General features: G+C 61.0%; 19 protein-coding genes and 1 pseudogene. 11 read left to right on the forward strand and 9 right to left on the reverse strand.

Annotated elements, in window-relative coordinates; translation table 11 throughout:
• Nucleotides 1-189: 189 nt before the first annotated feature.
• A complete protein-coding gene (locus J8G15_RS12890; RefSeq protein ID WP_210542460.1) occupies nt 190-624 on the reverse strand; it encodes a VOC family protein in 435 nt (144 codons plus the stop codon).
• Between the two features lie 117 nt (nt 625-741).
• Between J8G15_RS12890 and J8G15_RS12895 the strand changes: the two genes are divergently transcribed.
• Nucleotides 742-1,626 (forward strand): LysR substrate-binding domain-containing protein, encoded by an 885-nt coding sequence (locus tag J8G15_RS12895; protein ID WP_210542461.1) that lies wholly within the window; start codon nt 742-744, stop codon nt 1,624-1,626.
• 138 nt (nt 1,627-1,764) lie between these two features.
• On the opposite strand, the pseudogene J8G15_RS12900 reads toward J8G15_RS12895, so the two are convergent.
• A pseudogene (locus J8G15_RS12900) lies at nt 1,765-1,949 on the reverse strand (hypothetical protein); the annotation flags it as partial.
• A 185-nt stretch (nt 1,950-2,134) separates the two neighbouring features.
• On the reverse strand, nt 2,135-2,593 hold the full coding sequence (locus tag J8G15_RS12905) for a DsrE family protein (protein ID WP_240538269.1): 459 nt from the start codon (nt 2,591-2,593) through the stop codon (nt 2,135-2,137).
• 200 nt (nt 2,594-2,793) lie between these two features.
• Here J8G15_RS12905 and J8G15_RS12910 point away from each other — a divergent pair, with 200 nt between their 5' ends.
• On the forward strand, nt 2,794-2,940 hold the full coding sequence (locus J8G15_RS12910) for a hypothetical protein (protein WP_210542462.1): 147 nt from the start codon (nt 2,794-2,796) through the stop codon (nt 2,938-2,940).
• 230 nt (nt 2,941-3,170) lie between these two features.
• Here J8G15_RS12910 and J8G15_RS12915 read toward each other — a convergent pair whose 3' ends face one another.
• From J8G15_RS12915 to lplT, 3 genes are read right to left on the reverse strand one after another with little or no spacing between them, the layout of a single operon-like run.
• Entirely contained in the window at nt 3,171-3,656 is a 486-nt protein-coding gene (locus J8G15_RS12915; RefSeq protein WP_210542463.1) for a glutathione peroxidase, read from the reverse strand.
• Between the two features lie 53 nt (nt 3,657-3,709).
• Nucleotides 3,710-4,582, reverse strand: a complete 873-nt coding sequence (locus tag J8G15_RS12920; RefSeq protein WP_210542464.1) for a DMT family transporter — start codon at nt 4,580-4,582, stop codon at nt 3,710-3,712.
• On the reverse strand, nt 4,582-5,865 hold the full coding sequence (gene lplT / locus J8G15_RS12925) for a lysophospholipid transporter LplT (protein WP_210542465.1): 1,284 nt from the start codon (nt 5,863-5,865) through the stop codon (nt 4,582-4,584). Before lplT ends, J8G15_RS12920 begins: the two co-directional genes overlap by 1 nt.
• A gap of 126 nt (nt 5,866-5,991) precedes the next feature.
• Here lplT and alr point away from each other — a divergent pair, with 126 nt between their 5' ends.
• Nucleotides 5,992-7,128, forward strand: coding sequence for an alanine racemase (alr, locus tag J8G15_RS12930; protein WP_210542466.1), 1,137 nt, complete (start codon nt 5,992-5,994; stop codon nt 7,126-7,128).
• Nucleotides 7,128-8,345 carry an HD-GYP domain-containing protein gene (locus tag J8G15_RS12935; protein WP_210542467.1) on the forward strand — a complete coding sequence of 406 codons (1,218 nt, stop codon included), beginning with the start codon at nt 7,128-7,130 and terminating at the stop codon, nt 8,343-8,345. Before alr ends, J8G15_RS12935 begins: the two co-directional genes overlap by 1 nt.
• On the opposite strand, the gene J8G15_RS12940 is transcribed toward J8G15_RS12935, so the two are convergent.
• From J8G15_RS12940 to J8G15_RS12950, 3 genes are all read right to left on the reverse strand, one after another.
• Nucleotides 8,346-10,871, reverse strand: coding sequence for a cation-translocating P-type ATPase (locus J8G15_RS12940; protein ID WP_210542470.1), 2,526 nt, complete (start codon nt 10,869-10,871; stop codon nt 8,346-8,348).
• Nucleotides 10,872-11,162: 291 nt separating this feature from the next.
• The gene (locus tag J8G15_RS12945; protein ID WP_210542472.1) at nt 11,163-11,984 is read right to left on the reverse strand and encodes a mechanosensitive ion channel family protein; all 822 of its coding nucleotides are present in this window, start codon (nt 11,982-11,984) and stop codon (nt 11,163-11,165) included.
• Nucleotides 11,985-12,402: 418 nt separating this feature from the next.
• Complete coding sequence (locus J8G15_RS12950) at nt 12,403-13,245, reverse strand: M48 family metallopeptidase (protein ID WP_210542474.1); 843 nt, start codon at nt 13,243-13,245, stop codon at nt 12,403-12,405.
• 48 nt (nt 13,246-13,293) lie between these two features.
• Here J8G15_RS12950 and J8G15_RS12955 point away from each other — a divergent pair, with 48 nt between their 5' ends.
• From J8G15_RS12955 to J8G15_RS12985, 7 genes are read left to right on the forward strand one after another with little or no spacing between them, the layout of a single operon-like run.
• Entirely contained in the window at nt 13,294-14,619 is a 1,326-nt protein-coding gene (locus J8G15_RS12955; RefSeq protein ID WP_210542476.1) for an MFS transporter, read from the forward strand.
• Nucleotides 14,620-14,632: 13 nt separating this feature from the next.
• A complete protein-coding gene (glgB, locus tag J8G15_RS12960) occupies nt 14,633-16,585 on the forward strand; it encodes a 1,4-alpha-glucan branching protein GlgB (RefSeq protein ID WP_210542478.1) in 1,953 nt (650 codons plus the stop codon).
• A complete protein-coding gene (gene glgX / locus J8G15_RS12965; RefSeq protein WP_210542480.1) occupies nt 16,582-18,780 on the forward strand; it encodes a glycogen debranching protein GlgX in 2,199 nt (732 codons plus the stop codon). Before glgB ends, glgX begins: the two co-directional genes overlap by 4 nt.
• Nucleotides 18,777-20,303: a 4-alpha-glucanotransferase gene (malQ, locus tag J8G15_RS12970; RefSeq protein WP_240538270.1), complete on the forward strand. Its 1,527-nt coding sequence runs from the start codon at nt 18,777-18,779 to the stop codon at nt 20,301-20,303. The genes glgX and malQ overlap by 4 nt, the downstream gene beginning before the upstream one ends.
• Nucleotides 20,304-20,335: 32 nt before the next feature.
• Nucleotides 20,336-21,607 (forward strand): glucose-1-phosphate adenylyltransferase, encoded by a 1,272-nt coding sequence (gene glgC, locus J8G15_RS12975; RefSeq protein ID WP_210542481.1) that lies wholly within the window; start codon nt 20,336-20,338, stop codon nt 21,605-21,607.
• Nucleotides 21,604-23,118 (forward strand): glycogen synthase GlgA, encoded by a 1,515-nt coding sequence (gene glgA / locus J8G15_RS12980; protein ID WP_210542483.1) that lies wholly within the window; start codon nt 21,604-21,606, stop codon nt 23,116-23,118. The genes glgC and glgA overlap by 4 nt, the downstream gene beginning before the upstream one ends.
• Before the next feature lie 2 nt (nt 23,119-23,120).
• On the forward strand, nt 23,121-25,574 hold the full coding sequence (locus tag J8G15_RS12985; RefSeq protein WP_210542485.1) for a glycogen/starch/alpha-glucan phosphorylase: 2,454 nt from the start codon (nt 23,121-23,123) through the stop codon (nt 25,572-25,574).
• Nucleotides 25,575-25,617: the final 43 nt, after the last annotated feature.

The following is a 25,617-nucleotide window of genomic DNA, read 5'->3' on the forward strand; positions in this document are numbered from 1 at the left end:
GACACCGCATGACGGAAGTTCGTTGCAGACACATTGCCGTCGAATGGCATTGGCATCCCCTGCTCTCAAGCAGTCACATAGCAGCGCACATCCATGTTGAAAAGGAAACGGGAAATGTCACAAGACCGAGCAACGGCGCATCACCCCGTCCAGTCTTCGCGCGCATCACGCGGATTTCCCCGTCACTCATCATTTTGCAAATAGGGAATCCATGTTGGCAAAAGCCTTAAATTCAATTGCGTTGCCCGATGGGTCCAGGAAAAACATTGTTGCCTGCTCTCCAACCTCGCCTTTGAACCGAACGTAGGGCTCAATGACGAATTTCGTGCCAACGGCTACCAGCTTTGCGGCCATCTCTTGCCACTGCGCCATGGACAAAATCACCCCGAAGTGGCGAACCGGCACGTCGTGACCATCAACTGGACTCGCTTCCTTATGGCCACATTCGTTGGGAGCCAAATGGGCGACGATTTGGTGACCGTAAAAGTTGAAATCAACCCAGTCAGGGCTGCTTCGACCTTCCGAGCATCCCAACACCTCACCGTAGAACTTGCGCGCCACTGCAATGTCGTGCACAGGAAAAGCGAGATGAAATGGAGGCATGGCAGATTGAACAGTGCTCATTAAGTATCCCTAAAAGTCGTCAAAATGATTTGGATTGGATCCACTTTACGACTTGCGAAGTATTCTTAAAAGCGATATATATTTGACCTAAGACCAAATATAAATGCTGCTCAAACAATGATTACAGAACTTCGCACGCTAATTGCCGTCAGCCAGCTGGGGACTTTTGCTGCGGCAGGCGACCGCATTGGGCTAACCCAGTCCGCGGTGAGCAGCCAGATCAAACGCTTGGAAGAGTCGCTTGGCTTTCCGCTATTTGACAGAACTGCACGCTCGGCAACACTGAATGCGGCGGGTAGCACCATTCTGTCTAAGGCGGAGGAAATAGTTCGGCTTTTCAACGAACTTGCTGATCTTCCAAATGAATTGACAGACCACGGTTTGTTGCGAATCGGTGCCATTTCGTCTGTGCAATCAACTTTGCTCACGAGAGCATTGCGTGCACTCCGAAAAAGTCACCCGACGCTACCGATAAAAGTCATACCGGGTGTTTCGATGCAGTTGATGAACCAGCTTGATGCCGGAGAAATCGACTTGGCAATCATGATTCGTCCACCCTTTGGTCTGCTGCCAGAGTTGAAGTGGCATCCACTGATAAGGGAACCATTCGTGTTTATCGCGCCCGCGACCACGACCACAAACGATTGGTCTGACCTGATTCAATCGGCCCCTTTTCTGCGCTATGAGCGGACCTCATTTGGTGGCCGGCAGGTAGAGCGATTTCTTCAGTCGAAGCACTTGGCTGTGCACGACTCAGTAGAGCTTGACGATATTCAGGGGATTGTTCGCATGGTGGCAAGCGGTCTTGGTGTCGCTCTAATCCCTATGGCTGAAACCTATTTACCTTTACCCAAAGAGGTCCGGGCTATATCGCTTGAAGAGCATACTTTTTATCGTGAAATCGGCATTCTTCAACGCGCCCAAAAAGCAAGTCTGCATTCAGTCTTGCATTTGTGCAACTGCCTTCGAGACGCATCGACATTTGACTCCAGCAGCCTTTAGGCGCTCTCTTTTTATCGCCGATTTGGCCGATCCATCCAAAAATCTTCGCGGCGATGCGGTAGTGCCTCGCGACTGATGCCTGTCGTTACTGACTGACCGAAAACGCCGCCAAACGGCTGAAGGCCGTAGCCGTCCTAAGGCCGCCAGCGCCGCCTCAATGTCCTCGCTCATGCTCTCGGGCGTGTCCGTGGGGGCATAGCGTTTGAGGACGGCGCCAAACTGGTTGCAGGGAAAGCCCAGCACGACCAAGCCTTTTTTCCCATAGGTTTTTGCAGCTCTTCCAGCCCGGCAAACTGCGGGGTGAAGCCGCAGGCGCTGGCGGTGACCTGATCAACTGAGGATGCCTTAGCAGTTGATGTGCCCATGCACGGGGTCCTTGAGTTTCTTCGCAGCCCTGAAATAGGAGCGGTGTGCGCCACGCCGATCGGCTCCGTCAAGCGGCAATCTGCAACAAAAAAAAGCCGACCCAGAAGGTTCGGCTTTTTGACTCCAAGTGGGTCGTCTGCGCTCAAGGCTTCAGGTAGGCATAGCCTTCTTTGGACTGCAAGCGCCCGATCTCGGCCACGCCTGAAGGCACGATCGACGCCTCAGCGATGACCTTGGAGGCATCGATTTTCCGACTGACCAAGGTATTGTTGCAGACCCGGAAATCGACTCCTTTGTCTTTCAGCCTTTGCACGATGGGTTCGTAGGGGTTGCCGTTCTTGTCTTTGGCATCGGCGAGTAGAAAATCAATGCCTTGGCTGTGGGTCACCACCACGATCTTGACTTTGGGGCTGGCATCGATGTGGTTGCCGACATTGCGCATCGCTGCAATGGCGTTGGCGCTGTCATTAATGTGATAGACCACCTTTTCTTCTGCGTCGGCAGACGCGACCGCCGGCGCAGCGAGGACCACTGGGCTCAAGGTGGCGGTGGCCAAGGTCAAGGCAGCCAGGATTGGGGCGAGTTGGCGACGGTTCATCATGAGTAGCTCCTTGGGTGGATATTGACTTCGGTAAAGGCCAAAAGTAGGCCATAGGGAACCGGGCAGGTGGTTCGCTTTGCCTTGACTGTAAGCGCGCTCACCTTCAAGAATAAAGCAACGCAAGGATATCTCGCGAGCGTCCCCAGCGGCTATGAGTGTTTTCACCCATAGGAGTGCTCCTCAACCTCAAAAGAGAATGAATGGGGAACGCTCGGCCACCAGGGCCGGACGGCCGCATGGTTGTGTTGCGTGGGGTCTTCCCGGTGGACTTGGATCCCGGCGCCGAGCTGGCCCACGTGTTCGTGGACGGTGCGCCGAACAGCTCCAGCGGCCGAGTAGTGCTGTGACCTTCGCTGAGGGCTGTGCCCTACAGCATCACAGTACCCGCATAGGCGCGCGCCATGCAGAGGTTGGCCCGTCGGGGCTTGGGTTAACTCAGCTACGCTCCATGCTGATCACCCGGTAGTTAACGTTCAGGCTGAGAGTGGCGATGAACCAGTGGCCCAGACCAGTCCGAGGGGAATCCATCGCGTGGGACTGCTCCCGCCCTCAAAGCGGCTGATAGAAGTAGCCGTCCTCAGGCCGCCAGTGCCGCCTCGATGTCGTCGCTCATGCTCTCCGGCGTGTCAGTGGGCGCATAGCGTTTGAGCACCGTGCCATCCTTGGCCACCAGAAATTTGGTGAAGTTCCATTTGATGGATTTGCTGCCCAGCAAGCCCGGCGCCTCGGCGGACAGCCATTGGTACAGCGGGTGGGCGGCCTCACCATTGACATCGATCTTGGCCATCATCGGGAAGCTGACGCCGTAGTTCAGTTGGCAAAACTCGGCGATCTCCGCGTTGTCTCCCGCGTCTTGCGCGCCAAACTGGTTGCAGGGAAAGCCTAGCACCACGAGTCCTTTTTTGCCATAGCTTTCATGCAACGCTTCCAGCCCGGCAAATTGTGGTGTGAAGCCGCAGGCACTGGCGGTGTTCACGATCAGCATGACCTTGCCCTTGAATTGATTCAGCGCCACGGACTTGCCGTTGATTTGAAGGGCCTCGAAGTCGTACACAGTGCTCATGCTCTTTCCCCGGTTGTTGGTGATACGCCTAGTGTCTCACTGTGGCCCGTGAATCAGCGTCGTGCAAATGACAACACCGCGAGCAGTGAGGCCAATAGGATCAAGCTGCCGCCAACCACGGTGCGGGCCGACAGGTCGCCCGCGCCCAGAATGACGGAGGACACGCTGGCAAACACCACCTCGGCGAGCATGATGAGCGAGGTGGTGCTGGCGTTGAGCCGGGCCGCCCCATATTGCAAGGCCAAGTTGCCCGCCAAAAACGCCACGCTGACTAGCAGGGCCAGTCCGATCCATGACCCAACGTGCGGCGGCGGTGTGACCACGCCCAGCCCCATACCCAGTGTGGCGGCACTCAAAGCCATGATGGTGCCACCGCCAAACATGGCCAGCATGCGCGAGGCCTCTGGCGTCTGGTTCAATTTGCGCAGCAAGATGTTGGTCAGCGCAAAGCTGAACCCGCCCATCAAGGCCAGCCAGTCCGCCATGCTTTGGGGAACGGGCCAGGCGGACTCCGGCGTTTTCAGCACAATCACCACCCCGGTGAGCGCCAGAGCCAGGCGCAACAGAGAGGGGGCACTGGGTTTTTCGCCCAGCAAAGGCCAGGCCAGCAAGACCACCCAGGCCGGCATCAAATAGAAAAGTAGCACCACACGGACCACGTCGCCCACCGTCACCGCCCAGTTGAACCCGACGTTGGTCAAGCCCGAGGCCAGCACCAACCACCACAGGGCCGGGTGCTTCACCAAACCGCGCCACGCCTGCGGGCGCACCAGAGCCAAGACGATCAGAGCAAAGACATAAATAAGGGCCGTGGCCCACATCGGGTGCAAGCCTTTAGCTTGCAGCAGGCGCAGCGGCCACCAAGAGACACCATAGACAAAGGCATTCAGCAGCAGGGCCGACGCCGCCAGCGCACTGCCGGACATCAGCCGTGCAGGTTGTCGTGGCGGGCGATGTTCATCAGGTGCTCGATCTCCGTGCGGTGAACGATGCAATTGCGGTCATACCAGCGCTTGATCAACCACATGAAGCCAGCAATGATGACCCCAAACCCGGTGATGGCCGCGAAAGTGGGCAGGCCCAGCCCGGTGGACAAGCTGTAGCCCGCGCCCAGCAACAAAATGCAGGCCTGCTCATTAAAGTTTTGCACCGCAATAGAGCGCCCCGCACCCATCAGGTTGTGGCCGCGGTGCTGCAACAGCGCATTCATGGGCACCACCAAAAAGCCACCCAGGGCGCCCAACAAGATGAGGAAGGGTGCGGCGACCCAGACGTTGGTGATGAAGATCAGCATGATGATCAACAGGCCCATGACAATGCCCAGAGTGATCACCCGCGGACCGTCTTCCAGACGCATTCGCATGGAGGCAACGACGGCGCCCACGGCCATACCAATAGCAACCACCCCTTGCAGGGCCGAGGCCTGCGTCACCGAATACCCCAGGGCCACCGATGCCCAAGCCAACACGATAAAGCGCAAATTACCAGCCACGCCCCAGATCAAGGTAGTGGCCGCCAATGAAATCTGACCCAGCTTGTCGCGCCACAGGCGCAGGTTGCAGCGCCAGAAGTCAGGCAGCAAGGTGGTGATGCGCTTGGGCATGGGTCGCATCTCCACACCGGTCAGCGGAATGTGGGTATTGAACCAGGCCGCCAGCAGGTAGATAAAGATTAGCACCGAAATGGCGGCCTCGGGCGGTGTATCGATTCCCGTGGAGACTAGGGGGAAATCAAAGGACAACAACCAGGTTGAGGCGACGGGCCCCACCAGTTGCCCCCCCAGCAACACGCCCAAAATAATTGAGGCAATGGTCAGCCCTTCGATCCAGCCGTTGGCCTTGACGAGCTGGGAGGCGGGTAGCAGCTCGGTCAGGATGCCGTATTTGGCCGGGGAATAGGCCGCAGCCCCCAGGCCCACAATCGCATAAGCCATGAGCGGGTGGGAGCCAAACAGCATCATCAGACAACCAATCACCTTGATGAAATTACTCATCAACATGACCTGCCCTTTGGGCTTGGAGTCCGCGTAAGCGCCGACAAAAGGCGCCAAAATAACGTAAAACAGGGCAAACATAGGCACCAATGCCGCTTGCTGCCATTCAGGGGAATGGGTTCCCCGAAGCAACTGGACAGCGGCCACGAACAAGGCGTTGTCGGCCAGCGAGCTGAAGAACTGCGCCGACATGATGGTGTAAAAGCCGCGTTTCATTGTCTCAAGTCGCGCATCAGTTGCTCTGACACGGTAGGTGTTATTGTGATGCTCCGAACGGTGGGGGTTTATAGCACGCCGCCCAATGTCAAAATCCTGCGTCTCTTTCAATTCCTTACATGCGCCATGCCACGCCCCATCCTCGCCACAATCCATCCTGAAGGGCTTCGCCACAATTTGGGCCGCGCCAGACAGGCTGCACCCGACGCCCGCGTGTGGGCCATCGTCAAGGCGAATGCATACGGCCATGGCATCGAGCGCGCTTTTGAGGGGCTGCGCGGCGCCGACGGCTTTGGGCTGCTGGACCTGGACGAAGCCAAGCGTGTTCGGGCCTTGGGTTGGCGCGGCCCGATCCTGCTGCTCGAAGGTGTCTTTGAGTTGCGCGACCTGGAGCTGTGTTCGCGCCTGGACTTGTGGCACACCGTGCACTGCGACGAACAGGTGGACATGCTGGCCACCCACAAAACCAATGTGCCGCACCGGGTCTTCCTCAAGATGAACTCGGGCATGAACCGACTGGGCTTCACGCCGCAGCGCTACCGCTCGGCATGGACGCGGCTCAACGCCCTGCCCCAGGTTGACGAAATCTCGCTCATGACCCACTTCAGTGACGCCGATGGTGCAACGGGCGTGGCCGACCAGATGGCGACGTTTGCCAGCGTCACCCGGGACCTTCCCGGAGAGCGCACCGTGAGCAACAGTGCCGCCACGCTGCGCTTCCCGATCAGCGCGGCGCAGGCCAGCGCGCACCCGGACACGCTGGTCGCCTCGGACTGGGTTCGCCCCGGCATTGCCATGTATGGCAGCTCACCCGACCACCCCGAGCACAACGCCGCCCACTGGGGCTTGCAGCCGGGCATGACATTAAGTGCAAAAATTATTGCAACCCAAGACCTGCAGGCAGGCGATAGCGTCGGCTACGGCTCCAGCTTCACCGCCACACAAGCCATGCGCATTGGCGTGGTGGCCTGCGGCTACGCTGACGGTTACCCGCGCATCTGCCCCACTGGCACGCCAGTGCTAGTCAACGGTGTGCGCACTCGCACCGTCGGCCGGGTCAGCATGGACATGATCACGGTAGACCTCGACCCACTCACCAAAGCCGGCGTGCCCGCCGGCTTTGGCAGTGAGGTGACTTTATGGGGCCGCGCCGCCAACGGCACCGTGCTTTGCATTGACGAGGTGGCGGCGTGTGCCGGCACGGTCGGTTATGAGTTGATGTGCCGCTTGGCCCAGCGCGTGCCCGTGGTGGTGGCGGACTGATGAAGTACGTCCCAATCACCGTCGAGTTGCTGGCCCTGAACCAACCCATCCCCGTGGATGTGTGGGCGCCCGATGGCCGTTTGTTGCTCAAGCGCGGGCAAAGCATCGACTCCGACGCCGACAAAGACCTGCTGCGCGTTCACCAAGCCAGCACCACCGAGGCCGACGCCCGGGCCTGGCAACGCAGCCACGAGCGGGTGATTCGTCAAATGCTGCGTGACGGCGCCTCGGGGGAGGCCATTTCGCGTTTCTGCCTGCCCGCCGTGATCGAGGAAATTGACTACGTGGTGGGCAAAGAGGTACAAGGTGGCTGGCTGGACTTGCAGGAGTTGCTGCGCGGCATGCTGTACCAAGGCGAGGCCACGTTGAACGCGCTGGAGCGGCTGGAAGGCATTGAAAAGCGTGCACGCGAACTGTTGCGCAGCGAGCCCGACGAATGCCTGTTCACCCTGTTTCAGGCGCTGCCCGAGTTGTCCCTAGGCTATTGCGCGACCCACGCCCTGCTGACTGCAGTCGTGTGTGAACTGACCGCCGAAAAAATGGACATGCCCTTGTCCAACCGGCAGGTGTTGTTCCGCTCCGCGCTCATCATGAACATTGGCATGGCGCGCGACCAGGACAGCCTGGCCAACCAGAGCACTCCGCCCAACGACGCACAGCGCAAGCTAATCAAGGAACATCCGCAACGCAGTCTGCACATCCTGCGTGCGTTTGGACTGATGGACGAAGACCAGCTCGACATCGTGCGCTGGCACCATGAGCAGGACGCCACGACTGGCCAGGTCAAAGAGTCCTTGAGCCAGCGTATTTTGTGCACGGCCGACAGTTTTGTGGCCAAAATGGCGCCGCGCAAAACCCGCCAGGCGACCTCCCCGCTGGGCGCGGCCAAGGCCTTGTTTCTCAACACCGCCGACGACGCCAAGCGACTGGGCTCTGCCATGACAACGGCCATTGGCTTTTACCCGCCAGGCACTTACGTCGAGCTGGTCAATGGCGAAACGGCCGTGGCCATCGCCCGCGGCCTGCGTGCCAACACCCCGCAGGTGCTGACAATCATCCAGCCCAACGGCATGCCGCTGAGCAAATACGTGCCCCGCGACACGGGAGACGCCCAGTTCGCCATTCAGGCCCCGGTCAACGCCGAAAAAATCAAGGTGAAGGTCAGCCTGGAGAAGGTGCGCAAGGAAATCAAGGCGCTGGCCACGCGCACGCTGTAATCAGGCCGTGCGGCGGCGACTGAACTTGATGGCCTCAAACCAGAACACGCTGGCCATGCCCAGCAACAACGCCGTGCCCAGACCCACCCCCACCAGCGGCTCAAAGGCAAACAAGGTGGCGGCCGCCGGCCAGTAGACGGCTACGCCGAGCAGGACGAGGGTCACCCCAATCACAATCCATAAAGTTCGATTGGGCACCCAAAGGGACGCCCACAGCGAGCGAGCCCGGGCGCGGTTGGACAGTATCAACGCCAGATTGGAGCTGACCAGCGTGACGAAGGCAAAAGCACGTGCCTGGTCCTCCGTCATGGCATCGGCAGCCCAGGCGTAGGCGCCCAGTACGACCAACAACACCCCAATTCCCTGGACCAAAGCCAGCCCCAATGCCGCACCGCCAAACAAGGGCGCTTGCGCATCGCGAGGCGGGCGTTGCATCACATCGCCCTCGGTGGGTTCGTTTTCAAACACCATGGAGCAGGCCGGGTCAATCACCAACTCAAGGAACGCGATGTGCAGAGGATACAACATCGTTGGCCAGCCGAACAGAACGGGTAGCAACGCCATGCCCGCAATCGGCACGTGCACGGCCAGGATGTATGACATGGACTTGCGCAGGTTGTCAAAAATACGCCGACCCAGTCGAATGGCCCCCACGATGGAGGCAAAGTTGTCATCCAGCAGCACCAACGAGGCGGCTTCTCGCGCCACGTCGGTCCCCCGCCCGCCCATGGCCACGCCCACATGGGCCGCCTTCAGGGCGGGGGCATCATTCACCCCGTCGCCGGTCATCGCCACCCGCTCGCCCGTGGCTTGAAGGGCTTGCACAATGCGCAGCTTTTGCGCTGGCGCGATGCGTGCGCACACGGCCACGGCTTGGAGGCGAGCCTGTAGGGCCGCATCGCTCAGGGTGGCCAGTTCCTCACCGGTCAACACGCCATCCAAAGCATCCCCGGCAGATACCAGCCCCGCTTCGGCCGCGATAGCTCGGGCAGTCGCCGGGTAGTCCCCGGTGATCATCAACACACGAATGCCGGCAGTGTGGCATTGCGCCACGGCCGCAGCGATCTCGGGCCGCAAGGGGTCGGCCAGACCCAGCAGACCAATGAACTCGAAATCAAAGTCATGTTCAACGGCTGGCCAATGCTCACCCACAAAACGTGCCTGAGCCACCCCGAGCACCCGCAAACCTTTGGCCGCCATGGACTCCACGGCACGGGCAATGCGCGCCTGCGCGTCTCTTCCCAAATGACACAAATCCACAATGGCCTCGGGTGAGCCCTTGGCCGCCACCACATGCGCCTCACCGGTCGTTGCCCGCCACACATGAGACATGGCGCGAAGCTCGGGCGTGAGCCCATACTCCTGCATCAGGGTCCAGTCATGGTGCAGGTGTTCCGTGTCTTTCAGAAAGTGCTGGCCCAGCCGATGAAACGCTTTTTCCATCGGATCAAACGGGTCCGCCACGCTGGCCAGAATGCTGTACTCCACCAGGGTGTGAAACGCCTCAGGCAGCTCGCTCGAATGGGCATAGTCCACAACCAGGGACTCGGCTGGCGCCGCCGCACCGTCCTGGGCATACAGCTCAACGACGGTCATTCGGTTCTCGGTCAAGGTGCCGGTTTTGTCCACGCACAAAACCGAGGTCGCCCCCAGCGTCTCGATGGCGGCAATGCGCCGGGTCAAGACATTTTTCTTCGCCAGGCGCCAGGCGCCCAAAGCCGGCAGCACCGTCAAAACCACCGTGAACTCCTGCGGCAACATGGCCATGGCCAGCGCAATACCAGCGAGCAGGGCCGCCATCCAGTCGCCCCGTATCCAGCCATGCGCCAGCACCAGCAGCACGCTGGCGGCCAGTGCCAGCAGTGCCAGCACCTTGAGCAAATGAGCGGTTTGCTGCTTCAGGGGCGAGGGCTCATTGCCCAGGGTGCCCAGCACGTGGCCGATACGGCCAATCTCACTGCGCTCGCCAGTCGCCGTCACGCGGGCGCGGCCATGCCCTCTTACCAGCAGCGTGCCAGAAAACAGGGCGGCATCGGCACGGGCGTCCTTGTCCACGGGCACCGCTTCCCCGGTCAGAAGAGATTCATCGACTCGCACCTCGCTGCCATCGATCAGCACCGCGTCGGCGGCAATCCGGTCGCCCTCGGCCAGCAACAACACGTCGCCACACACGACTTCATGGCCGGCAATTCGAACCGGCTGGCCGTCTCGCAGCACCATCGCACGGGGGCTGCTGAGATCCCGTAATGCGTCCAGCGCCCGCTCCGTCTTGCCCTCTTGATACAGAGTCATGGCCAGCACCACCAGCACGAGACCAAACAACACCAGCCCCTCGTGCAAATCTCCCAACAACAAATACAGGGTGCCGGCGGCCAGCAACAACATGAACATGGGCTCTTGCAGCGTTTCGCGCGCGATGTGGCGCCACTTTCGGCGCTGCGCCGAGGGCAAAGCGTTCGGTCCGTCCTGTCGAAGTCGCTGTGCCGCTTCAGGCGCGCTCAAGCCGGCATCGTCGTTCTGATTCATGGAATCTGTCACAAGGGGTTCACGGGCGTCGCACCCAGACAGGGCGCTGCCCCAGTAAAGACCGGCAGCAGAATTCGAAAGCAAAAGATAAACTGAGACACAAAAGCCCGCTGGGTTGCGGGCTTCAGTCGTTCAACACTGTTTTGATGGAGCCGGGCTTCGGCCCCGACGCTACTGATACCGATCATGCAAACCCTCCCCTTGGTCAAATTCATTTTGACCAAGGGGAGCATCACCAGTATTGACGAATATCAAGCACTCACACCGAACCGGGCCAGCGCCGTATCACGTTCAAGGAACGGCTTTGGCGACCACTTGATGCAGGTGCACGTCACGCTGTGGGTAAGGAATGGAGCAGCCGCCTTGCTCAAGCCCTTCTTTGCAACGCTGCACCAAGTCCAATTTGGTGGCCCACCAGTCCGTGCGCGCGGTCCAGACGCGAAACATGATGTTCACCGAGTTGTCGCCCAGGCTTTCCACTTTGATCAGTGGTTCCGGGTCGCGCAGCACGCGCGGCTCGTCCAGGGCGATCTGGTTCAGGATGGCCAAGGCGGTGTTGATGTCGTCGCCATAGGCAATGCCATACACCTCGTCGAGGCGGCGAATGTCTTTGTCGGTCACCGACAGGTTGACGATGGTATGGCCCCATATTTGTGAATTCGGCAAAAACACCGCCGGCCCGTCCGGCAAATGTCCCTTGCAGATGAAAAACCCAAGGGCATCAATGACATACACCTCGCCATTGATCCGAACCGCATCGCCCACGTTGAAGGGGCGGAAAAACAGCAACATCACCCCGGCGGCCACATTGCTCAACGTGCCCTGCAAGGCCAGGCCAATGGCCAGTCCTGCGGCGCCCAGCAAGGCAATCAAGCTGGTCGTCTCCACGCCGAAACGGTTCAACACCGCAATCAACGTGAACACCAGCACGCCCACCCGTACCAATTTTCCCGGAAATCCGTGAAACACCGGGTCAATCTTGTCGGACTTGCGCACCGCGCGGCCCACCAGGCGGCTTAACCAACCCGCAATTAGATAGCCCACGATCAGCGTGATGATCGCGCCCACCACATTCATGCCATAGCCCAACAGGGTGCCTGTCAGGAGTTCCATTGTTTTTTGAAGTTGTTCATTCATAGGCCGCCTATGGTAGCCATAGCCACCACCTCCCGCAGACCGCCCCACTTTGTCCTTACGGAGGTTGCCGGCAAAAAAGGGGACGCACACCGGCTGCTTCCGCCTTCAAAGTTCATGTGGCGTATATGGCTGCAGCCCAGTTAAACCATGCGAGAACAGCTATTGATTAAGTAGCACCTTTGCTGCTCAGGCCCATCCGACCTTCTAGAGCCCCAGAGGGAGGAGAAACAAGGCGGCCGTGTACCCTCAGCCTCAAAAAACATATGCCTTATATGCCTTTTGGGCCTGCTACCCAGGTGAATCAAGCGCAGACAGCTACAAAATAAAGAGCAAGATCAAGTCGCAGTCGCGGAGCCCCTCCGACCTCGTTGGCAGGATGGCCGATGGCGGCAAACTACTTGCCGCGCGCCCGCTCGTACAAAGGCATCACTTGGGGCAAGTTGCTCACGATGTCGTCAGTTCGGGTATTTCCTGACGGGTGCGTGGACAGCCACTCCGGGGGCGCGCCGCTATTGGCTGCCGCCATCTTTTGCCACAAGGTCACACCGGCCCGGGGATCAAAGCCGGCCCGGGCGGCCAGCTCCATGCCGACCAGATCGGCATCGGACTCGTCAGTGCGGCTGAACTGCAGGGTCAGCAATTGCGCGCCGTAGTTGGTCACGGTGCGGCCTATGTCACCGAACCCGAAAATCTGGCCCAACAGGCTGGCGCCAATGCCGGTGGCGGCGTTTTTGCCCATGCGAGCCCGGGCATGCTCGCGCAGCGCATGGGCAATTTCATGGCCCATCACCATGGCCACTTCGGCGTCGTTGAGTTGGAGCTGGTTCAAGAGGCCGGTGTAAAAGACAATTTTTCCTCCCGGCATGCAAAAAGCGTTGATGGACTTGCCTTCAATCAGGTTCACTTCCCAGCGCCAATGTCGAGCGCGGGGGTTCCAGTCGTTGGCAAAGGGAATGATCTTGTCCGCAATGGCACGCAGACGGCGCACCTGGCGGTCCCCCGAGCTGACTAAGGCATTCTCGGCGGCAGCCTTTTTCAGCATGCTGGCGTACTCCTGGGCGGCAGACTGCTCTACGTTGTCGGCCGACACCAGTTTACTAAAGGCGGAGTTGCCACCGACATTCACGCCTTCTCGGGCCAAGGCCACCGGCAGAGTGGCGGCGGAGAGGGCCAACAACATGGCAAAACATTGCAAGGTCAAGCGACGTGGGAGCCAGCGGGTCAGCGATTGATTCATGGATGTTCTCCGTCAAAAAGAGAGGGGTGCGGCGCGTATTATTCGTCCATGACGTCCTCAGCCACCGATTTGCCACAAATAAAACCCTCCTGGGGCGCCACACTCAAGGTTTATCTAGAGCCCCCCACCATGCGCATGCTGCTGCTGGGCTTCTCGGCCGGCCTGCCCTTGTTACTGGTGTTTGGCACCCTGAGTTTCTGGCTAAGGGAGGCTGGAATTGACCGTACCACGATTGGTTATTTGAGTTGGGTGGGGCTGGCCTATGGTTTCAAATGGGTGTGGGCTCCGTTGGTAGACCGCATGCCGATCCCGCTGTTGACCCGTTGGCTGGGGCGCCGACGCAGCTGGCTGTTGCTGGCGCAACTGATGGTGATGGGGGGCCTGGTGGCCTTGTCTTTTAACGACCCCAAGGTCGCGCTGGAGCCTGTGGTGTGGGCGGCGCTGGCGGTGGCGTTTGGATCGGCCACACAAGACATTGCGCTGGATGCGTACAGAATCGAGTCGGCCGACGTCGACCGCCAGGCGGCGTTGGCGGCGGCCTACCAGACCGGGTACCGGCTGGCCATGATTTGGGCCGGCGCCGGCGCGCTATGGCTGGCGGCCCGTGCCGAGGTGGCAGGTGTCGTTGGGTACCAGCAAGACGCTTGGCAAATGGCCTATCTGGTGATGGCGGCCAGCATGTCGCTGGGCATGCTGACCGTGCTGTTCTCGCCAGAACCTATTCACCGCGTGCTCACGCCGGCCCGAAACATGGCAGAGTGGTTTAAAGGTGCCTTAATTGAGCCATTTGCCGACTTTTTGACCCGCTACGGCAAGCAGGCGCTGTTGATCCTGGCCCTGATTTCCATTTACCGCATCAGTGACGTGGTGATGGGCATCATGGCCAACCCGTTTTATGTGGACATGGGGTTCACCAAAGACGAGGTGGCGGCGGTCACCAAGATTTACGGCGTCATCATGACCCTGGTTGGCGCCTTTTTGGGCGGCGTATTGTCTATGCGCTTTGGCGTGATGCGGGTGTTGATGCTGGGGGCCGTTTTGAGTGCCGCCACCAACCTGCTGTTCGCGGCGCTGAGCACCCGTGGACATGACCTGACTGCCCTCATTTTCGTGGTCTCTGCCGACAACATGGCGAGCGGTATTGCATCGGCGGCGTTTATTGCGTATCTATCCAGTCTGACAAATATCAACTACTCGGCCACGCAATACGCCATATTCAGCTCCATGATGCTGTTGGCTCCCAAGTTCCTGGCTGGTTATTCCGGCCGGTATGTGGATGCCTTTGGCTATGAGAATTTCTTCACGGCCACGGCATTGCTGGGCGTGCCAGTGCTGGTGCTGATCTGGCTGGCTTCCCGAACTCAACGACCCTAGCAAATTAACCGCCATGCCCCACACCATGCTGAACCACTCTGCCACCACGCACCCCAGTGAGTTTTGGCTGGGCGAGACAGACATGTGGCTGCTGGCGGCGGGCCAGCACTTGCGGCCTTGGGAAAAGCTGGGCGCGCACCCTTGCACGCGTGACGGCATAGCCGGCACCTCCTTTGCCGTCTGGGCGCCCAATGCCAGGCGGGTAGCGGTGGTGGGCGATTTCAATCGCTGGGATGACAGCAAGCACCCCCTGCGTCACCGCGTTGAATGCGGCGCCTGGGAGCTCTTTGTGCCCGGCGTTGGAGTGGGCGCACTCTACAAATTTGCCGTGTTGGGCGCCGACGGCCTGTCCACCCTCAAGGCCGACCCCTATGCCTTGCGTGCCGAGCCCGGCCCAGGCCACGCCAGCGTGGTGAGCCGGCTGCCCGAACCGGTGCAGCGGCCGCCGGGCCAACGCGCCGACGCCAACGCATTGACCGCGCCCATGAGCATTTACGAGGTGCATGTGGGCTCCTGGCGGCGCCCCCATGGCCATTGGCCGGATTGGGAGTTTCTGGCGCAAACCCTGGTGCCGTATGTGGCAGATTTGGGTTTTACGCACCTCGAGTTGCTGCCCATCAGCGAGCACCCGTTCTACGGCTCTTGGGGTTACCAGCCGACCGGGCTCTACGCGCCCACGGCGCGCTACGGCGACATGACCTCGTTCCGGGACTTTGTGGCAGCGGCCCACGATGCCGGCCTGCAGGTGCTGCTGGACTGGGTGCCCGCGCATTTCCCGGACGACGACCATGCGCTGGCCTGGTTTGATGGCACGGCCCAGTTTGAGCACGCGGACCCGCGCGAAGGGGTGCACGCGGACTGGAGCACCCTGATTTATAACTACAGCCGCCATGAGGTGCGCAATTTTCTGGTGGGAAACGCCCTGTTCTGGATTGAACGCTACGGGATTGATGGTTTGCGCGTGGATGCCGTGGCCTCCATGCTCTACCGGGACTACAGCCGCAAGCCGGGCGAATGGATTCCCAACAAGGACGGTGGCCGGGAAAACTACGAAGCCACTGCCTTTCTGCGCGAAGTCAACCGGGTGCTGGGCCAGGAGGCGCCGGGCGCAATCACCCTGGCCGAAGAGTCCACCGCTTTTGCCGGTGTCACCGCGCCGCCCTGGAGCGGGGGTTTGGGCTTTCACTACAAATGGAATCTGGGCTGGATGCACGACACCCTGTCTTACTTTTCCCTGGACCCGGTGCACCGTGCGCACCACCATCACCGCGTCAGCTTTGCCATGATGTACGCCTACAGCGAGCACTATGTGCTGGCCTTGTCGCACGACGAGGTCGTGCATGGCAAGGGTTCCTTGTACAGCAAGATGTGGGGCGACCCGTGGCAAAAGCGAGCCAACCTGCGTGCCTTGTACGCTTTGATGTACGCCCACCCCGGGCGCAAATTACTCTTCATGGGGGCGGAGCTGGGCCAGCTGCGAGAGTGGAACCACGACGCTGAGTTGGACTGGGCCTTGCTGGACACCCCGGAGCATGCGGGCATTCAGCGACTGGTGCGCGAACTCAATCGCCTGTACCGCAGCCACCCTGGCCTGCATGCCCGAGACGACGAGCCGGAGAGCTTTGCCTGGCTGGATGTGCATGACCAGGCGCACTCCATCTACAGCTGGGTACGCCGCGGCCACACTCCCGAAGACCAAGTGGTGGTGGTCTGCAATTTGACGCCCGTGGTCCGCCATGGCTACCGGGTAGGCGTGTCGCACGCCGGTCGCTGGCAGGAACTACTGAACACCGAAGCCAGCTACTTTGGCGGCAGCGGCCTCGCCAGTGGAGCCGACGGCGACGGCGACGGCGACGGCGACGGTTGCCACGCTGAGGCACAACCCGCGCAAGGACAACCCTACTCTCTGCTGCTGACTTTGCCTCCTTTGGGCGTACTCTGGCTAGCCCCTGAGAGCGCCGTATGATCCCTGCCCGCACACCCGCCCAGGAGGTGCCGTGCGGGATGGGGCAGCCTTGGCCACTGGGCGCCAGTCTGGTGTCGCAACAGGGCGCGGCCGGGGTGAACTTCGCGGTGTATGCCGAGGACGCCGAGCGAGTAGAGATATGTCTGTTCGACGAGCAAGGCCACGAGGAAACCGCTCGCTTTGCGCTGCCCGCGAGGACCGGTGGCGTCTGGCACGGGTTTGCACCGGGACTGGTGTGCGGGCAGTTGTACGGCCTGCGGGCGCACGGGCCCTATGAACCGGAGCACGGGCGTCGCTTTAATCCGGCCAAGCTGCTCATCGACCCCTTTGCGCGTGCGATGGCGGGTGGCACTGCCCTGCTGTCGCTGGAGCGCGATTACCAGAGCCTCCCCGCGCCCAACGCTCAAGTGCTGCACGCCCGCCCCGACCCTGAAAACAATGCCGCCCGTGTGCCCAAAGCTCGCGTACTGGACTGGGCGCAAGAACTGCAGGCTGGTGCGGCAGTGGCGCCAAGGCCGCAGGTGCCGCCCGCACGTGCGGTGCTTTATGAGGCGCATGTGAAAGGGCTCACCTGCCAGAACCCAGCTGTGCCGCCAGCATGGCGGGGCTGCTTCGCCGGCGTGGCGAGCCCCGCCATGCTGGCGCATTACCAGCGGCTGGGCATCACCACGCTGTGCCTGTTACCCGTGCAGCTTCACATCACGGAATCGCATTTGCTTCACAAGGACCTGCGCAACTACTGGGGTTACAACACACTGGGCTATTTCATTCCCATGCCCGAGTACGCCAGTGGCGAGTTCACCGACGAGCGTGCCGAGTTTCGCTGGATGGTGGACCAGTTGCACCAGCAGGGTCTGGAGGTGGTGCTGGATGTGGTCTACAACCACAGCGCCGAGAGCGACACCTTTGGGCCGACCTTGAGTTGGCGCGGCCTGGGCAGCGCAGGTTGGTATGCGCGGGATGGAGACGGACAACACCTCAATTTCAGCGGCTGTGGCAACAGCTTTGATATGGGAAAAGCAGGAGTGGTGCAACTGGTCATGGACAGCCTGCGCTGGTGGGTACAGGCCTTTGGCGTGGATGGGTTTCGATTCGACCTTGCCACCTCGCTGGGGCGTGATCCAGCGCTGGGCCAGCGCTTTAACCCGCGTTCGGCCTTGCTCGCCGCCATGGCACAAGACCCGGTTCTGGCAGGCATCAAGCTGATTGCCGAGCCTTGGGATATGGGCCCGGAAGGCTACCAATTGGGCCATTTTCCCGCGCCGTGGCAGGAGTGGAATGACCGATTTCGGGACACCAGCCGGGCGTTCTGGCTGGGCTTTTCCGGCACACGCGGGGACATGGCACGCCGACTGACCGGCTCCAACGACCGCTTTCAGCCCAGCGGCCGGGGTCCACTGGCGAGCGTGAACCTGATCACCGCCCACGATGGCATGACGCTGGCCGACCTCACCGCCTACCGCGACAAACACAACACCGCCAACGGCGAGGGCAATCAGAACGGGCACGACCACAACCTGAGCGCCAACGCCGGGGTGGAAGGACCCAGCAGTGACGCCACCGTGCTTGCAGTGCGAGGCGAATGGCGACGCGCCTTACTGGCGACCCTGTTTTGTGCCCAGGGCACGCCCCAGTTGCTGGCAGGCGATGAGCTGGGTCACTCGCAACACGGCAATAACAACGCCTATTGCCAGGACAACGAAACGAGCTGGTTGAACTGGACGAACGTGGACACCGAACTGACTGCGTTTGTGGCTCAACTGATTCACCTGCGCCATGCGCACCCGGCACTGCACCATGCGCGTTGGTTCGCCGGGGCTGGCGCACTGGACGCGGGCGAGCCAGCAGACATTCATTGGCGCCGGCCCGATGGCCTGGCCCTGAGCGCCGCAGATTGGGATGACACCCAGTCACGCAGCTTTGCCTGTCTGGTGGAGGTTCACGAGGGGGCACATGCGGGACAAGCGCCGGTGGAGCGCTGGTTGTTGGCGTTTCACCCCGCCAACGAGGCGGTGACTTTTGCCTTGCCGCCTGGCGAGTGGCATTGGGCGCTGAACAGCGCCGCGGCCGTGGCACTGCCCCAGGACTGTGGGGAAATCACGCCTCGCTGTCGAGGGACTGCGCTGGTTCCACCCCGTTGTGTGGCGGGGTGGGTGCAAACCCTGCCGACCAACGACACAGGGAACAAACCGTGAACCACGCCACTTCCCCCATTTTTTCGCAGCGGCGCAGCGGCGTGTTGCTGCACATCACATCACTGCCAGGCCCGCACGGCTCGGGTGACTTGGGCGAGGCCGCCTACCATTTTGTTGACTGGTTGGTGTCAGCCGGGCAGACGTTGTGGCAAATTCTGCCGCTCTCGCCTGTGGGGCAAGGCCATTCGCCTTACAACAGCCCATCCACCTCGGCGGGAAACCCCTTGCTGATTGACCTGGATGACCTGGTTCGCCGGGGCTGGCTGACCCCTGGCACCGAGCACCGGTTCGAGGCCGGTCGCTGCGACTTCGACCGAATCGGTCCTTACCGCATGGCCCGCCTGCGGGACGCCTGGCGGGGCTTCACCGAACGGGCGCTGCCAGCTGAGCAGGCCGAGCTGGCGCAATTTCGCATCGAGCAGGCCGACTGGCTCGAGGGCTATGCGCTGTTCATGGCGTTGGAACTGCGCCATGGCAAGCCCTGGACACAGTGGCCCCGGTCACTGGCCTGCGCGCAGCCACAGGCATTGGCCGAAGCCGGTAGTCACATGCTGGACGATTTAGGGTTTTTCAGTTTCACTCAGTGGCGCTTCATGATGCAGTGGCAAAGTTTGAAGGCTTATGCACATGAACGCCACGTTTTGATTGCGGGAGATGCTCCTATTTTTGTAGCGCATCACAGTGCAGATGTGTGGCTCAATGCCCCGCTCTTTCGGCTCGATGCCGAAGGCGAGCCCACCGTGGTGGCAGGTGTGCCACCCGACTATTTCAGTCCCACGGGTCAGCGATGGGGCAACCCCCTGTACCGCTGGGAGGCCATGGCAGAGGATGACTATGACTGGTGGCGAGGCCGACTTCGTCGCCTGCTCAAACTGGTTGATGTGGTTCGGCTGGATCACTTTCGCGGGTTCGAGACTTACTGGGAGATTCCCGCGACCGAGCCCACGGCGATGGCCGGGCACTGGCGCGCGGGGCCCGGCACGGTACTGTTCGAGTCATTGGCCCGCTCAGCCGGGGTGTACACGACCTTGCCGGTGATTGCCGAAGATTTGGGACTCATCACACACGAGGTCACCGCTCTGCGCGAGGCCTGTGGATTTCCCGGCATGCGGGTCATGCAGTTCGCGTTTGATGACACGTCGGCCAACCCCTACCTGCCTCACAACTACGAGCGCCAGACGGTGGCCTACACCGGCACACACGACAACGACACCACCGTGGGCTGGTGGAACAGCGCTCAGACCTTTCAACGGCAAGCGGCCCGCGCCTACTTGGGGCCGCTGGCGGACACCGAGATTCACTGGGCCATGATTCAGTCGCTCTCGCAGTCTGTGGCGAACACGGTGGTGGTTCCCTTTCAGGACGTACTGGGCCTGGATGGAGGGCACCGCATGAACACGCCCGGCATGGCGCAGGATTGCTGGGAGTGGCGTTTCAACTGGTCCCAAGTGATGAATGAACCCGCCCGCCGCCTGGCAGAAATGACCCGCGCCCATGGGCGAAACCTGCCCACTCACCGGTGAGCGCTTACTGATTCCTCCAAGGAGTGACGACCATGAAAATCGATGACCCCCACCACCCGGTTCGACACACCATTGGCCTTGTGTTGGCGGGCGGGCGGGGGTCGCGCCTGCAGGGCCTGACCGAGCATTGCGCCAAACCGGCGGTGCCGTTTGGCGGCAAGTTCCGCATCATCGACTTTGTGCTGTCCAACTGTCTGAATTCGGGGGTGCACCAGATTGGCATCATGACCCAATACAAGTCCCACAGCCTGATGCGTCATGTGCAACACGGCTGGTCCTTCCTGCGCAACGAATTCAACGAATTCATTGACCTGCTCCCCGCGCAGCAGCGCGATGACCATGGCTCGTGGTACCAGGGCACAGCCGACGCCGTGTTCCAGAACCTGGACATCCTGGCCACCCACCGTGCCCGTTACATTCTGGTGTTGGCCGGGGACCATGTTTACAAGATGGATTACGCCAGCCTGATTGAAGACCATGTGGCCCAGGGCGGGCAATGCACAGTGGCCTGCATTGAGGTGCCGCTCGCGGAAGCGTCTGCCTTCGGTGTCATGACGATGGATGACACCCGGCGCATCGTCGGTTTTCACGAAAAACCCGAACACCCCACCCCCATGCCGCAGCGCCCCGACCATGCCCTGGCCAGCATGGGTGTGTATGTGTTCAATGCCGACTACTTGTTTGCCGCCTTGAATGCAGACGTGACGAACGACGCCTCCAGCCACGATTTCGGCAAAGACCTGATCCCGGCCATGGTGGCGCGCGGCGATGCAGTGGCCCACCCGTTTGCCATGTCCTGCGTCAAGATCAGCACCGAGGCCCCCTCCTACTGGCGCGACGTGGGCACGGTGGACGCGTATTGGGCGGCCAACATTGATTTGACGGCCACCACCCCCGAGCTGGACTTGTACGACCAGTCCTGGCCGATCTGGACCGATCAGCCAACCCTGCCCTCGGCCAAGTTTGTCTTCGACGACGATGGGCGACGCGGCATGGCGGTGGATACCTTGGTGGCTTGCGGGTGCATCGTATCCGGCGCGCTGGTGCGCCGTTCGGTTCTCTTCATCGGTGCACGGGTTCATTCCTACAGCGAGGTGGACCAGTCGATCATCCTGCCCGGCGCCGAGGTTGGCCGGCGTTGCCGCTTGCGCAAGGTCATTGTGGATGAAGGCTGCCATCTGCCTGAGGGCACCACCATTGGGTTTGATGCGCAGGCCGATGCCCGGCGGTTTTACCGCAGCGAAGCGGGGGTGGTGCTGGTGACCAGCGCGATGGTGGACATTCTGAAGCGAGAGGCCTTGTGAAAGTTCTCTACGTCTGCGCTGAGCTGTATCCATTTCTGAAAACCGGCGGATTGGCCGACGTCAGCGCGGGTCTGACTCCCGCCCTGCGCGCGTTGGGTTGCGACGTGCGGGTGCTGATGCCCGGCTTTCCAGCCCTCATGTCCGTCGTGACCGAGCGCCACGCGGTCGCCCGGCTGCCCGGCGATGAAACCCCGTGGGGCCCGGCGCCGGTCCTGCCAATGGCAGACGTGGTGCGCACCGAGTTGCCAGGACTGGCGGTGCCGGTCTACCTGCTGGACGCCCCGGCCCTGTTTGACCGGCCGGGCAACCCTTACCTTGGGCCGGATGGGCGGGACTGGTCGGACAACGCCTTGCGTTTTGGCGCGCTGGGCTGGGCGGCGGCCTGCCTGGGCCAAGGCCTGGACCCCGACTGGACCCCCGATGTAATTCATGGCCATGACTGGCATGCTGGCCTGGCGCCCGCCTATGTGCAGGCCTGGTCCGACGCGGGAGAGGCAACACCGGCAACACTCACCACCATTCACAACCTCGCTTACCAGGGTTTGTTTACGGCCACCTCGCTTCGCGCGCTGGGTCTGCCAGCGTCTTGCTTTGATGTCGATGGCCTAGAGTACTTTGGTCAGGTGTCTTTCCTGAAAGCCGCGCTGCGTTACAGCGACCGACTCACCACCGTGAGCCCCACTTATGCCCGTGAGATCACTCAGCCGGAGCAGGGCTGCGGTCTCGACGGCCTGCTTCGCGAGCGCGCCCATGTACTCAGTGGCATCTTGAACGGGGTGGACTATGCCATCTGGAGCCCTGAGAACGACGCCTTTTTGACAACCCCGTATGACGGCGCTACGCTTGACAACAAGGCGGTGGCCAAAGCCGCCTTGCAGGCCAGTCTGGGCTTGGAGGTGTCTGCGAAGGCGCTGGTGTTTGGTGTGGTGAGCCGCCTGACCGAGCAAAAGGGCTTGCACCTGCTGCCCGAAGTGCTGGCGGACCTAGTTCACAGGGGCGGCCAGTTGGCTTTGTTGGGACAGGGGGATGCGGTGCTGGAGCAGGCGTTTATTCAGGCCAAGGCGTTGTATCCGGGGCAAGTAGGTGTGCAGATTGGTTATGACGAGGCCACGGCCCATGCCGTGATGGCGGGTGCCGACGTGATTCTGGTGCCATCTGCGTTTGAGCCCTGCGGTTTGACGCAGTTATATGGCTTGCGATATGGCACGTTGCCACTGGTGCGCGGTGTGGGTGGCCTGGCAGACACGGTGGCGGATTGTTCACTGGAAAACCTGGACGATGGCAGCGCCACCGGTTTTGTGTTTGACGAGTTGAGTGCGCAGGGCTTGTCCAGTGCCCTGCGCCGCGCATTTGTGCTGTTTGCCCGACCAGCGGAGTGGGCGCAGGTGCAGCAACAAGGAATGACTTTGCGGTTCGACTGGCAAAGCGCCGCGCAGAAGTACCTGGCCTTGTACCAGGCACTGCGGCCGTCAGCCAGCGCTGGCCCTCACAACCTGCCAAACAAGGAGTGACCATGCCTGACGCAGACTTGTTTCAAATTGAGCCACCCGGCAACACCGTCGAGGATTTGCGCCACGCCATTGCCGACCGGCTGGTTTATGCAGTGGGCAAAGACCGGCCATCAGCCACACAGCGGGACTGGCTGTTTGCCGTTTTTCATGTGGTGCGGGACCGCATCATGAACCCCTGGCGAGAGTCGCTGGCAAGCGCCGATGCGCAGAATGCCAAACGGGTCTATTACCTATCCATGGAGTTTCTTACCGGGCGAGCCCTGACAAACGCCATCTTGTCGGCCGGCATCTTTGAGCCGCTCAAGGAGGCCTGCGCCTTGCTGGGCGTGGACTTCGACGCGCTGATTGATATCGAACCGGAGCCGGGCTTGGGCAACGGTGGCCTGGGTCGTTTGGCGGCCTGCTTTCTGGACTCCATGGCCACTCTGGGCCTACCTGGCATGGGCTACGGCATTCGGTATGAATACGGCATGTTCGCGCAGCGCATCGAACTGGGCCAGCAAGTGGAGGAGCCCGACTACTGGCTGGTCAACGGCTATCCCTGGGAGCTCATGCGGCCCGAGTTCAGCTACACCATTCGGTATGGCGGGCACTTGGTACTGAAGGGTGAGAAATGCGTGTGGGAGGACACCAACGACGTCATTGCCACGGCCTATGACACGGGTGTGCCGGGCCATGAGATGCGCAGCGTGGTCACCCTGCGCCTGTGGTCAGCACGGGCGTCTGGCGGGGTCAATCTGGACGCGTTCAACCGAGGGGATTACATCCAAGCCGTGGAGGACAAGAACCATTCAGAGAACGTGTCCCGCGTGCTGTACCCGGACGATCGCACCGACCATGGGCGCGAATTGCGCTTGCGTCAAGAGTACTTTTTCGTCAGCGCGTCTTTACAAGACATCTTGCGACGTCACATAAAGAAGCACAGTGACTTCGTCCAGTTGGCGGATCGGGTCGCCATTCACCTCAACGACACCCACCCGGCACTGGCCGTGCCAGAGCTGATGCGCTTGCTGCTGGACGAGCACAAGGTGGAGTGGGAGGAGGCGTGGACCCTTTGCACCCAGATCTTCTCGTACACCAACCACACTCTCATGGAGGAGGCGCTGGAGACTTGGCCAATTGAACTGATTAACCGCGTGTTGCCCCGGCACATGCGGTTGATCTACGACATCAACGCGCATTTTCTGGCTGAGGTGCATCACCGCTTTCCGCATGATCACGCCTTGTTTCGCCGCACCTCGCTGATTGAGGAACGCGGTGTCCGGCGGGTACGCATGGCGCACCTGTCCGTGGTCGCCAGCCACAAGGTCAACGGGGTCTCTGCACTGCACAGCCAGCTCATGGTCGACACCATTTTTTCTGACTTTGCGCAGATGTACCCGGAGCGCTTTTGCAACAAGACCAATGGCATCACGCCGCGCCGCTGGCTGTCGCAAGCCAATCCGTCCTTGTCGGCCGTGATCGACCGCCATATCGGCCCGACTTGGCGGGGCGACCTCGATCAACTGGCCCAGCTTCGACCTTTGGTCGACGACACCCAGTTTCAAGAGTCTGTGCGAGACGCCAAGCAACACAATAAGCAACGTCTGACTGAGCTGATCGCCCGCAGCACGGGCATTCAGGTGAACCCCACCAGCTTGTTTGACGTGCAGGCGAAACGGATTCACGAGTACAAACGACAGTTGCTTAACGTCTTGCACGTCATCACCCGCTACCATCTCATCTTGGCGCAGCCGCAGGCCCCCTGGGTGCCGCGTACCGTGATTTTTGGCGGCAAGGCGGCATCTGCGTACGACATGGCCAAGCTCATCATCCGCCTGATTCATGACGTCGCCCGGGTGGTCAACGCCGATCCACTGATGGGCGACCGACTGAAGGTGGTGTTTCTGCCCAACTACCGCGTGTCGCTGGCCGAGGTCATCATCCCGGGGGCGGATTTATCAGAGCAGATTTCAACAGCAGGCACCGAGGCCTCGGGCACCGGCAACATGAAGTTCGCCCTCAACGGCGCCCTGACCATCGGCACCTGGGACGGCGCCAACATCGAAATGGCGGAGCACGTGGGTCTGGAGCACTTCTTCATCTTTGGCCATCGCACCGAGCAGGTAGCCGAGTTGCGGGGTCAAGGCTATGCCCCCCGAAGCTACTACGAGACCAATTTTGACCTCAGCAATGCCATTGACCGACTGGCCGAGGGCGCGTTTTCCCCCGAGGAGCCCGATCGCTACCGCCATCTGACACAGGTGTTGCTGGACAGCGATTACTACCAGCTACTGCCCGATTACGCGGCCTACGTGGCTTGCCAGGAGCGGGTAGATGAGCTGTATCGCCAGCCTGCCGCGTGGACACGCAGTGCGATTCACAACATTGCTGGCATGGGCGCCTTTACGTCGGATCGGACAATTCGCGAATACGCGAGCGAGATTTGGCGCATCCAGGCGCTGGACGGTCAATAGAGGTTTACGAAAACTTTACGGACGCTTTAAACGCCCGATGCGA

Source organism: Rhodoferax sp. PAMC 29310 (assembly GCF_017948265.1).
Lineage (GTDB): Bacteria > Pseudomonadota > Gammaproteobacteria > Burkholderiales > Burkholderiaceae_C > Rhodoferax.